6 protein-coding genes and 1 tRNA gene are annotated in these 11,169 nt (G+C 74.3%); 1 reads left to right on the forward strand and 6 read right to left on the reverse strand.

Annotated features, from left to right (window positions below):
- Positions 1–91: 91 nt before the first annotated feature.
- Positions 92–1,420, reverse strand: coding sequence for a M20/M25/M40 family metallo-hydrolase (locus tag ACWD4O_RS19115; protein WP_451281155.1), 1,329 nt, complete (start codon positions 1,418–1,420; stop codon positions 92–94).
- 204 nt (positions 1,421–1,624) lie between these two features.
- Here ACWD4O_RS19115 and ACWD4O_RS19120 point away from each other — a divergent pair.
- A tRNA-Leu gene (locus ACWD4O_RS19120) sits at positions 1,625–1,709 on the forward strand.
- 69 nt (positions 1,710–1,778) lie between these two features.
- Here ACWD4O_RS19120 and ACWD4O_RS19125 read toward each other — a convergent pair.
- From ACWD4O_RS19125 to ACWD4O_RS19145, 5 genes are all read right to left on the reverse strand, one after another.
- Positions 1,779–2,693 (reverse strand): TIGR03619 family F420-dependent LLM class oxidoreductase, encoded by a 915-nt coding sequence (locus ACWD4O_RS19125; protein WP_451281156.1) that lies wholly within the window; start codon positions 2,691–2,693, stop codon positions 1,779–1,781.
- 56 nt (positions 2,694–2,749) lie between these two features.
- On the reverse strand, positions 2,750–5,764 hold the full coding sequence (locus ACWD4O_RS19130; protein ID WP_451281157.1) for an AfsR/SARP family transcriptional regulator: 3,015 nt from the start codon (positions 5,762–5,764) through the stop codon (positions 2,750–2,752).
- 61 nt (positions 5,765–5,825) lie between these two features.
- The gene (locus ACWD4O_RS19135) at positions 5,826–6,662 is read right to left on the reverse strand and encodes an alpha/beta fold hydrolase (protein ID WP_451281158.1); all 837 of its coding nucleotides are present in this window, start codon (positions 6,660–6,662) and stop codon (positions 5,826–5,828) included.
- A 28-nt stretch (positions 6,663–6,690) separates the two neighbouring features.
- Positions 6,691–9,762, reverse strand: a complete 3,072-nt coding sequence (locus tag ACWD4O_RS19140; protein ID WP_451281160.1) for an AfsR/SARP family transcriptional regulator — start codon at positions 9,760–9,762, stop codon at positions 6,691–6,693.
- Positions 9,763–9,848: 86 nt separating this feature from the next.
- Positions 9,849–11,144: a nucleotide disphospho-sugar-binding domain-containing protein gene (locus ACWD4O_RS19145; RefSeq protein ID WP_451281161.1), complete on the reverse strand. Its 1,296-nt coding sequence runs from the start codon at positions 11,142–11,144 to the stop codon at positions 9,849–9,851.
- Positions 11,145–11,169 lie beyond the last annotated feature (25 nt).

The raw sequence follows: 11,169 nt of genomic DNA on the forward strand, positions 1-11,169 counted from the left end.
TCGCATCACCAGTAACGAGGCGGAATTAATGGGGCTACGCGCTTATCGGCGCATTCACTCTTCCCAGTCGCGCCCGTACAGGCGGCCGAATTCAGGACGCGTCGATGAAGCGGTCGAGCACGCGCACCCCGAACTGGAGCCCGTCCACCGGGACCCGCTCGTCGACGCCGTGGAACATCCCGGCGAAGTCCAGCTCCGGCGGCAGCTTCAGCGGGGCGAAGCCGAAGCCGCGGATGCCGAGGTCGTCGAAGGACTTGGCGTCGGTGCCGCCGGAGAGCATGTAGGGGATGGCCTTCGCGGTCGGGTCCTCGGCGAGCAGCGCGGACTGCATCGCCTCGACCAGCGCCCCGTCGAAGGACGTCTCCAGCGCCTTGTCGGAGTGCACGTCCTCGCGGCGCACCTTCGGGCCGAGGATCCGGTCGAGGTCGGCGAGGAACTCCTCCTCGTGCCCGGGCAGGAACCGTCCGTCGACGTGTGCCGTGGCCTCGCCCGGGATGACGTTGACCTTGTAGCCGGCGCCCAGCTGGGTCGGGTTGGCGGTGTTGCTCAGGGTCGCGCCGATCAGCTTGGCGATGCCGCCGAGCCGGGCGAGCGTCGACTGCATGTCCTCGGGGTCCAGCTCGATGCCGAGGGCGTCGCCGAGCTCGTCGAGGAAGGCGCGGGTCGTCTTGGTCACCCGCACCGGGAAGGTGTGCCGGCCGAGCCGCGCGACGGCCTCGGACAGCTCGGTGATCGCGTTGTCCCGGTGGATCATCGAGCCGTGCCCGGCGGTGCCCGCGACGGTCAGCTTCATCCAGTGCATGCCCTTCTCGGCCGCCTGGATGAGGTAGAGCCGCCGCTCCTCGCTCACGGTGAAGGAGAACCCGCCGACCTCGCTGATCGCCTCGGTGACGCCGTCGAACAGGTCGGGGTGGTTGTTCACGAGGTGCCGGGCGCCGTACAGGCCGCCGGCCTCCTCGTCGGCGAGGAACGCGAGGACGATGTCGCGCGGCGGCTTGCGCCCGGAGCGCAGCCGGTCGCGGACGACGGCCAGCGTCATCGCGTCCATGTCCTTCATGTCGACCGCGCCGCGGCCCCACACGCAGCCGTCCGCGACCTCGCCGGAGAAGGGGTGGTGGGTCCAGTCGACCGCGTTGGCCGGTACGACGTCGAGGTGGCCGTGGATGAGCAGCGCGGGCCTGGACGGGTCCTCGCCCTCGATGCGGGCCACGGTGGAGGCGCGGCCCGGGTGCGACTCGAAGATCTTCGACTCGAGCCCGACCTCGTCGAGCTTCTCGGCGACCCACTCGGCCGCCTTGCGCTCGCCCGGTCCCGAGTGGTCGCCGTAGTTGCTGGTGTCGATCCGGATCAGCTCGCGGCAGAGGTCCACGACCTCGTCCTCGCCGGTGACGCCCCTGGCCGTGTCGTCCGTCGCGCTCACTGAAGGTTCCTCCCGCTGTCACTGCTGGTGGGTCTCGCTCATCCTCCCTCTCCCCCGGGCCGAGGCCCAAGACCGGTGCCCGCCCGTCACACGCCGTTAACGCGGGGCGCGCTCCCGGGACGGCCGCCCGTGATCGGGCACTCCGGAAAGCCTGGTAATGTTTACGACGTCGCCGCGGGGGAAACCCCGCACGGCACACACCCTGTCCGGGTGGCGGAATGGCAGACGCGCTAGCTTGAGGTGCTAGTGCCCTTTATCGGGCGTGGGGGTTCAAGTCCCCCCTCGGACACTGAATGTATCCGCTTGTGCGGGTCGAGCCTATGCTCGGCCCGCACAAGCTTTTTTGCGTGCGGGCCGGTCAGGGCCGCAGCCTCTTGATCATCGCTTCGGCCAGGTCGAGCAGTTCGGCGGTCGTGGTCGTCGTCTGCTGGAGGTCGATCAGCACCTCGTCCGCGCCCGCTTCGGCCGTGCTGAGGAGGTAGTCGGTGATCTGGGCGACCGTTCCCCGGTTCGGCACCTCCTCCGACGGGGCCTCGTCGGCGGTCACCGTCGGGTTGACCCGTAGGACCATGCGCAGCCCGGACGCGTCGCGGCCGGCGGCCTCGGCGGCCAGCCGGACGGTGTTCCACATCGCGGTCAGATAGGGGACCGGCAGCCCCACCGCGAGCCAGCCGTCGGCGCGGCGGCCGATCCGTTCCAGGGCGGCGGGGGAGAAACCGCCCAGGAGGAGCGGCGGGCGCGGACTCTGCACCGGCTTGGGACCGATGTGCGAGGCGGGGATCGTCCAGCGTTCGCCGTCGTGCCGGACGCTCTCCTCGGTCCAGACGGCCTCCGCCACGTCGAGCCACTCCTCCAGGCGGCCCCCGCGGTTCTCCCACGGCACGTCGACGGCCCGGTACTCGTCGCGCAGCCAGCCGAGTCCGATGCCCACGTCCAGTCGTCCGTGGCTGATCACGTCCAGCGTGGTGAGGGTCCGGGCGAGGAGGACCGGAGCGTGCCACAGGGCGTTGAGGGTGCTGGTGCCGAGCCGGACGCGGTGGGTCGCGCCGGCGGCCAGGGTGAGGACGGTGAGCGGATCGAGGAAGGTGCGGTACTCCGCGGGCATGGTCCCGTCCCCGCCGGGGTACGGGTCGCTCGGCTCGTGCGGGGTGAGGATGCGGTCGGCAGCCCACAGGCTGTCGAAGCCGAGCCCCTCGGCGGCCCGGGCCACCTCCACGATCGCCTCGGGCGTCGCGAACAAGCCGTACTGCGGTACGGCGATGCCTATGCGCATCTCGGAAACTCCTTGCATCGGAAACTTCTTGCAGTGGGAAGGGCGGATCGGGTGGATCAGATCTCGGCCGCTGCGGACACGGCAGCGATCCGCGGTGCGGGAACCTCGTCGCCGAGGGCGGACAGCCTGGTGCGGATCTCCCGGGCCGCCGTCGGGTCGGTCCGGGCCAGGAACCGCAGCGCGCGCTCCCAGACCGTCCGGGCCGATCCGGAGTCGCCGGTGGCGAGGTAGGTGTCGCCGAGCCGGCACAGCGTCCCGGCCTCGCTGAACGTGTCGCCGACCTCGCGGTAGAGCCGGAGCGCGCACTGGTAGGCGGCGAGTGCCCGCGCGTGTTCGCCGAGGCGGTGGCGGGCGATGCCGAGGCTGTCCCAGGCGCCGGCCTCGGCATACCGGGTGCCGTCGAGTCCGGCGAGGCCGGTCAGGGACTCCTCGAAGTAGGCGGCGGCCCTGCGGTGTTCGCCCCGCGACAGATGGGTCCGGCCGAGGGCGTGCAGCGCGCTGGTCTGCGCGACCCCGTCGTCGAGGGCCCGGTAGAGGGCGAGCGCCCGGCCGGCCGCGTCGAGGGCTCCGTCGTGGTCGCCGAGCCGGTCGAGCAGCCAGCCGTGGCTGCGGTGGGCGTGGGCGAGGCCGAGCCGGTCGCCGAGTTCGGCGAACAGGTCGAGGGAGTGCCGGACGTGGGTCCGGGCCTCGTCGTGACGCTCCAGGCGGGCCGAGGCACGGGCCAGGCCGCGGTGCAGATGGGCCTGTGCGGTGCGGTGGCCGTCGCGGACGGCCGCCTCGAGACCGGCGCACTGGAGTGCGGCGGAGTCGTGCCAGTGGCCCTGCCGGTCCATGAACCGTTCCAGGGCCCAGGCCAGGCCCCAGACATGGGCGTCGTCCCGGCGCGTCGCCGCCCGTTCGGCGACGGCGCGCAGCACCTGTGACTCGGCCGTGTACCAGCGCAGCGCCTGCGCGTCGTCGGCGAAGGACTCGGGACGCGCCCCAGGGGCGGCCGCGGGCAGCGGATGGAGCCGCCAGAAGGGCGAGTAGACGTGGCCGGCGGCGTGCGCGGAGTGCAGGTAGTGGTCGAGGAGACGGCGCAGGACGGCTTCCCGCTCGTCCGCGCCGTCCTGCTCGACGGCGCGTTCGGTCGCGTAGGTGCGCAGCAGGTCGTGGCAGACGTACCGGCCGGGTGCGTGCTCGGTGAGCAGATGGGACCGGGTGAGCTCGGCCAGCAGGCCTCGGACCTCGTCCGGGTCGTCGCCGGTGGCGGCCGCCGCGGCGGGCAGCGTGGCGTCCGGGCCCGGGTGCAGGGACAGCAGGCGCAGCAGCCGTGCCGCGCCGGGGCTCAGCGCCCGGTACGACCAGGAGAACACCGCCCGTACGTCGCCGGCCGGGTCCGCGTCGGTGAACGCGTCGAGGCTGCCGTGGGTCGTGCGCAGTTCGTCGGCGATGGCGGCGAGCGGGAAGTCCGGATGGGCGGCGGCCCGGGTGGCGACGACGGCCAGGGCGAGCGGGAGCCCGGCGCACCGGGCGACGATCTCGTCGACGGCGGCCGGTTCGGCCAGGACGCGGTCGGCGCCGAGGCGGCGGGTCAGGGACTCGCGGGCCTCGGCGTCCGGCAGCCGGTCCAGGGTCAGGGGGCGGGCGGCCTCGGCGGTGACCAGGCCGAGGAGGCGGTCGCGGCTGGTGACGACGACCAGACAGCCGGGGCTGCCCGGGAGCAGCGGGCGCACCTGTTCGGCGTCCCGGGCGTTGTCGAGGACGATCAGGACCCGGCGCCCGGCCAGCAGGCTGCGGTAGAGCCCGGTCTGGGCGTCCGGCTCGGCCGGTATGCGCTGCGGGGGCACCCCGAGGGCCTCGATGAATCCGCGCAGGGCCTGCCCCGGATCCGTCACGGCGCCGCTGGGGTCGAAGCCGCGCAGGTTCAGGAACAGCTGTCCGTCCGGGAAGCGGTGGGCGATCCGGTGCGCCCAGCGCACGGCCAGCGTGGTCTTGCCGATTCCGCCCATCCCGCTGATCACGGCGATCCGCATCCCCGGCGTCTCGGTCGTCGACGTCTGTGCCACCCGGGCGAGTTCGGCCCGTCGGCCCGCGAAGGCGGGCAGGTCGGCGGGGAGTTGGGCGGGGCGTACGAAGGGATCGGGGGGTTCGGTCGCCGGGGCCGCCGTGCGCTGCCGCGACGGCAGCGTCCGCCCCGGCCCGTCGGGCACCACGAACAGCCGGGCGGCCCCGGTACGACCCCGCGGGGACGGCTCGACGGGCTCCGTCCGTCCGGGCGTCGTGAGGGCGGACGTCGTGGGGGCGGACGTCGTGGGGGCGGGCGTGCCCTCGCGCAGGACGTCGCGTTGGGCGGCGCGCAGTTCGGCGCCGGGCTCGACGCCCAGTTCGGCCACGAGCCCGGCGCGTATCCGCTGCCAGGTGTCGAGCGCTTCGGCCCGCTGCCCGGTGGCCGCCAGGACGCGCACGAGGCGGGCCTGGAGCTGTTCGTCGAGCGGATGCTCGGCGGCGGCGCGGTGCAGGGCGGCGAGCAGACGTCCGGCCGAGCCCGCCGCCAGCAGCACGTCGGCGGCCTCCTTCACCACCGCGAGGTGCTCGCGCTCCAGCGCGTTGAAGGCGGGGTGGGACCGCGCCTCCACCGGGACGCCGGTGGCGACCGCCCCGGTGCGCAGGCTCAGTGCCTCGACGTAGAGCGGCACGGCGGATTCGGCCGAGCCCGCGGAGCCGCCGCGCGCCCGCTCGGCCTCCCTCGCCCGCTGCGTCAACTCCCGGAAGCGCAGTACGTCCAGGGTCTCGGGCGACGCGTTCAGCCGGTAGCCGCCCGCGTCCCTGACGAGCCACCTGCCGGGGGCCCGCAGCGGCAGCCCCGGCTCCAGCAGCCGGCGCAGCACTCCGATGTGCCGGTACACGGCGTTCGTCGGCGAGCCCGGCGGCGTCTCTCCCCAGAGTGCCTGCTGCATCTCCTCCATGGGCACGGGCCGCCCCGCGTGCGCCATCAGCAGGGCCAGCAGGAGGCGTTGCTGGGCCGCCCCCAGCCGTATCTCCCCGTCGCCCTGCCAGACCCGCACCGCCCCCATGACCGCGAACCGCATCGTCACCGTTGTCCCTGTGTGCCCTGTGTGTACGTCGTCCCCGTGTGCCGCCCGTCTTCGCTCAGGCGGTCGGCAGCCCGTCGATCCAGCCCAGTACCAGCGCGTTGAACTCGGCCGGACGCTCCTGGAACAGCCAGTGGCCGACCCCTTCGAGCACCACGGACGCGCTGTGCGGATGCCGGGTCAGGGACTCCTCCCAGTCCCCGTCGATCCCCTTGGCCTTCAGGGAGTCGGCGGCCGACAGCGACAGCACCGGGCAGGTGCGGCGCGACAGGTACGCCTCGACGCCCGGCCGCACGGTCAGCGGGGTGGCCGCCTCGTCGAACAGGCCGTGGAAGACGTCCCGTACGGTCATCGGGTCCATGGCCAGGACCCGCCTGCGGTGCTGGACGCGCAGGGCCTCCGCCTCGGGTCCGGCCTCGGCGGTGTTCTCCAGTCCGCCGAGGACCGCCGCGGCGGTCCCGACCGGGTCCGGGACCCGGAAGGCGGCGGCGAGCTGCGGCGCGAACTCCGCCTCGAATCCGTACGCGGGGTCGACCGCGACCACGGCCCGCACGAGGGACGGATACTCGACCGCGAGGACCGAGGCGACGAGCGCGCCCAGCGAGTGCCCCACGACGACGACCGGCCCGGCGTCCACGCTGTCCAGCAGTTCCGCCAGGTCGGACGCGAAGTCGCGGGGGCGCTGTCCGCCCGTCAGCCCGGAGGACCGGCCATGGCCGCGCAGGTCCGGCGCGATCACCCGGTGCCGCGCGGAGAACGCCCCGATCTGCGCCGACCAGTCGTGCGAGTCACAGGTCGCGCCGTGCACGAGCAGCACCGTCTCGCCCGCGCGGTCCGCGGCGGGCCCCTCGTCGGTGTGGAACAGCCGGTTGCCGTTGATCATGTTGTACGTCACTGAAAAGTGCTCCTTGCTCCTCGGCGGCTCATGGACTCTCCTGGCCGCTCGGAGGTGGCGGGAGCGTAGGCAGGGCGCAGTGGACGAAGTGTGCCTGGCTTGTGAACGGGGCTGTGACCAGGGCGGCAGTCGGGGGCGGGGGCTGATGGCGCTCGATCTTCCGTCGCACCTCGGCCGCCGCGACGGGGTCGAAGTCCTGGAAGGCGTCCCGGGCCCGCTGCCAGGCGCCGAGCGCGTCCCCGGGCCGGCCGGCCGCGAGCCGGGCGTCGCCGAGCCGGTCGAGCACACAGGCCTCGTTGTAGAGGTCGCCGACCTCCCGGAACAGGTCGAGTGCGCGCCGGTAGCAGGTCACCGACCGCTCGTGCCGGCCGAGTTGGCCGTGGACGTGGCCGAGGGCGTCCCAGGTGTATCCCTCGGCGAGGCGGATGCCGAGTTCCTGGAACAGGGCGAGCCCGCGGTGCGCGAGGGTGAGCGCGCGCCGGCCGTCGCCCAGGCAGGCCTGTCCCCAGGCCGTCGCGACGAGGACGTCGGCCTGTCCCCTGCGCAGGCCCGACGCCTCGTACAGGCCGAGGGCGGGCGCGAGTTCGTCGAGGGCTTCGGCGTGCCGGCCCTGGCGGGTCCGCAGGGCCCACAGGGCGAGATGGGACTGGGCCCGCTGGTTGACGTCCCGGGCCGACTCGTCGAGCGAGGCCCGCAGATGGTCGAGGGCCTCGTCCTCGAGCCGCAGCATCATGCAGGCGCGGCCGAGCGCGCGGTGGGTCTGGGCGAGGGCGACGGGGTCGTCGAGGCGCCGGGCGGCCGCCAGGGCGGTGCGTTGGAGGGCGAGGTACTCCGGCCAGTGGCAGCAGCGTTCGTGGAAGCGCTCCAGGGTCCAGGCGAACTGCCAGACATGGGCGTCGAGTCCGTGGTCCACGGCCAGTCGGAGGGCGCCGAGGAGGACCGGCCGCTCGGAGGTGAGCCAGGCCAGGGCGGCGCTCTCGTCGGCGAGCGGCTGCGGTCGTACGGACGGCAGGGCCGGCTCGGCCGGTGCGACGGGGGTGATCACGGACGTCGGGGCGTCGAAGAGCAGCGCGGCGGCATGGGCGGTGTGCAGACAGTGGTCGAGCAGCCGGCGGACGGCGGTTCGTCGTTCGCCCGCGCTCTCGGTGGCGTGGACGAGCTCGGTGGCGTACGCGCGCAGCAGGTCGTGGCAGGCGTACCGGCCGGGCGAGCGCTCGGCGAGCAGATGGGCGTCGGCGAGTTCGGCGAGCAGGACCCGCGCCCCGGCGACCGGCTCGCCCGCGAGGGCGGCCGCCGTGGGCACGGTGAACTCGGGCCCGGGGTGCAGTCCGAGCAGCCGGAAGAGCCGGGCCGCGGCGACCCCGAGGGCCTCGTAGGACCACGAGAAGACCGCCTCCACGTCGGTCGCGGGGTCGGAGTCGTGGAACGCCTCCAGACCGCCGTGCGCGGCGCGCAGCTGCTCGGCCAGGGTCTCCAGCGCGAAGGCGGGAAGGGTGGCGGCGCGGGCGGCGACCATGGCCAGGGCGAGGGGCAGCCCAGCGGTGAGCGAGACGATCTCGCGCACCGCCCGGGGCTCGGCGGCCACCCGGGCCGCGCCGAGCCGCAGGGCCAGCGCCGAGCGGGCCTCGGCCGGTGTGAGCACGTCCAGGGTGAGCGGACGGGCGCCGTCGGCGGAGACCAGGCCGGAGAGCCGGTCGCGGCTGGTGACGAGCACCGGGCAGCCGGGCGCACCGGGCAGCAGCGGCCGGACCTGAGCGGCGTCACGGGCGTTGTCGAGCAGCACGAGCAGTCTGCGGCCCGCCAGCAGAGCGCGGTACAGGGCGGCCTGGGCGTCGAGTCCGTCGGGCATGCGCGCGGCCGGTACGCCGAGGGCGTCCAGGAAGCCCCGGAGGGCGGTCTGTGGGCTCAGGGGCGGTGCGGTCGGGTCGAAGCCGCGCAGGTTGACGTACAGCTGCCCGTCGGGAAACCGGTCGGCCACCTCGTGGGCCAGGCGTATGGCGAGAGCGGTCTTGCCCACGCCGGCGGGTCCGCGGACGACGCCGATCACGGTGGCGGGTGCGGGTGCGGGTGCAGCGGCGGGTGCGCCGGGGTCGGCGAGCAGGGTGCGCAGCCGCTCCAGTTCGGCGCTCCGGCCGGCGAAGACCGGGATGCCGGGCGGGAGTTGGGCAGGTGGGAAGGGCAGGGCGGCCGGACCGGCCGCCGCTGCGGGCCGGCCCGGGGGAACCGCGTCGGGCTCCGTGTCGCCCTGAGCTCGCTGAGCTCCCTGCGCTCCCTGCGCTCGCTGAGCTCGCTGAGTCTGTGGCTCCGGGGCGGCAGCCCGGCGGCCGGCGGCGATCAGCTCGGGTCCGGGGTCGACGCTCAGCTCGTCGCTGAGCCGGGCGGCCGTGGCTCGGAACACCTCCAGCGCCTGGGCCCGGCGGCCGGTCGCCGCGAGGGCGCGGACGAGCAGAGCCTGAAGTCCTTCGTCGAGCGGGTGCCGCGCCGCGCTCCCGGACAGCGCGGGCAGAACACGGTCCGCCCGGCCACAGCCGAGCGCCGCGTCGGCCGCCTCGCGCACGACGGCGTCGTACTCGCGGTCCAGTTCCCTGAAGACGGGATGCGCAGGAGCCCGGGCCGGGCAGCCGGCGGCCGGGCCACGGCGCAGTGCGAGCGCGTCGGCGAAGATCTCGACCGCCTGCTCCGGATCGTCGCGCCGCAGTGACTCCCGTGCCGTGTGCACCAGTTGACGGAGGATCAGCAGGTCCACGGCGTCGAGCGGCGCCAACAGCCGGTAGCCGCCGGTACCGCGCAACAGCAGGCTGCCCTCGGCCCGGTTGGGCAGTCCGGGCTCCAACAGCCGCCGGAGTTCCCCGACATGACGGTGCACCATGTTCACCGCGCGGGCCGGGGGCGGGTCCGCCCACAGCGCCTCGACGATCTCCGGCAGCGGAACCGGGGAACCGGCCCTGGCCAGCAACAGCGCCAGGAGCGTACGGCGCAGCGGCGGGCCCGGATCCACCTCCGCCCCGCCCCGCCAGACCCGCACTTCCCCGAGGACCGTGAACCTCAACGGCATCGGCGACATGAACCCCTCCGCACCCGTCAGCCAGCGGGGGCTCATGCTAGGCAGCGGCGGGGCCGGCTCTCACGGGGCAGGACATTCCGGGCGCGGCGCGACAACGTCCACGCGTACGTGTATGCGTACGCCTACGCCCATTCGACCACCTCCGCGATGGCCGCGAGCGCGTCATGGCGCTCGAACTCGCCCTGCAACTCGGCCGCCCGCCTGCGGTGTCCGGGCTCGGCCAGCACGGTCCGCACGGCGTCCCGCACGGCTTCGGGCGACGGCCGGCCGGTCCGCAGATCGCGCCCGGCCCCGCTCCACTCGACCCGGGCCGCCACCTCCGGCTTGTCCTCCCCGTCCCCGCCGACGACGAGCGGTACCCCGTGCCGCAGGGCCTCGTGCACACCGCCGTACCCGCCGTTGGTGACCAGCACCGAGGCATGGGGCAGGAGCGCGTCGAGGGGGACGTATCCGCCGATGCGGGCGTTCGCCGGCACGGGCCCCGCGGCATGGATCTCGGCGGGCCCGTCCGCGCGTCCCGTGGCGGCGACGACGAGGACGTCCTCACCGGCGAGCGCGTCGACCGCGGGCCGCACCAGCCGCCCGAGGTCGCGGTTGTCGAACGACCCCTGGGTGACGACGACGACCGGCCGCCGCGCCGACTTCACTTCCCCCCACCAGTCCGGGAGCGGCTGCGGCCGAGGCGGCGTGGCGGGCAGCGGTCCGACGAACCGGAACGAGCGCGGCAGATCGGCGCGCGGATACTCGAAGCCCGGGACGGTCAGCTGGAGGTAGTGGTCCGGCGCGGTGACCAGAGCGTCGAGGAAGAAGCCCGGCAGCTCGACGCCGCTCTCTCCGAAGTTCTCCTCGATATGCCGCTGGGTGTCGGCGAAGACCTCTCTGACCTGGTCGTTCATCTCTCGGTGCCGCTTCTTCGCGTCCTCCCCCACCAGCGGCGGCAGCCCGAACCCGATGGGGGGCGCGTCCTCGCTGAGCCATGTCGGCAGGGTGATGCCGAGGCTGACGGTGACCGGCCGATGCCCTGGCGCGGCGGACAGGGAGAGCGCCGTGGTCCCCCAGAAGTACGGGTCGCCGATCACGACGGACGCCGGGAACCGGCGGGCCAGCAGGGTCGTGAGCGCGCGGTACTGGGCGGCGGTCGGGTCGCCGAAGATGTGCTTCAGGTCGTACGCCAGCTGCGCCGGTCCCGGCGGGAGGGCGGCGCGCTCGGGGAAGTACAGGTCCAGCTTGCGGTCGTCGAAGTCCGCCTCGGGCGGCACCGCCACATGCAGGGCGCCGACGGCCCGTACGTCCTCGGCGAACCGGCCCCCGGTCAGCACGACGACCTCGTGCCCGCGCCGCACCAGGTCGGCGGTCACGGTGAGGACCGGCTGAACATGGCCGTGGAACGGTGCGGCGGCGGCGATGACGAGTGTCACGGACGGCTCCCTGTGTCGGGTGGAC

The organism is Streptomyces sp. NPDC002623 (assembly GCF_053592635.1).

Bases quoted from the DNA above. Each gene is read 5' to 3' on its own strand.
- ACWD4O_RS19125 (WP_451281156.1), bottom strand. From the start codon at position 2,693: ATGCGCATAGGCATCGCCGTACCGCAGTACGGCTTGTTCGCGACGCCC.
- ACWD4O_RS19130 (WP_451281157.1), bottom strand. From the start codon at position 5,764: ATGCGGTTCGCGGTCATGGGGGCGGTGCGGGTCTGGCAGGGCGACGGG.
- ACWD4O_RS19140 (WP_451281160.1), bottom strand. From the start codon at position 9,762: ATGAGCCCCCGCTGGCTGACGGGTGCGGAGGGGTTCATGTCGCCGATG.